Raw genomic sequence first — 229 nt, forward strand, 5'->3', positions numbered from 1 at the left:
GATCTGAAGATGATTAAAATTCATGTAAGGATAATCCCTCGGGAGAATTTCTTTTTTCATTTCGGCAAAAGCACCAGCCAGCTCTACCCCTGTGGGACCGCTTCCTACAATTACGATATTCCAGTTTCCATCGTCACTGCGGCTTTTTTCCCGAATCAGCTTTTCGCAAGTCATCAGCACATGATTTCTGATACCGATCGTTTCCTGTGTATTTTTCATTCCGAAAGCT

The 229-nt window shown here is 42.8% G+C and carries 1 protein-coding gene; it reads right to left on the reverse strand.

All coding sequences use genetic code 11. The features are described 5' to 3' along the window. A partial coding sequence (locus ACPYOJ_RS37270) for an FAD-dependent oxidoreductase (RefSeq protein ID WP_481420670.1) occupies window positions 1-229 on the reverse strand: 229 nt, incomplete at both ends.

It is taken from the genome of Rhizobium sp. SVR5-9E (genome assembly GCF_056755095.1).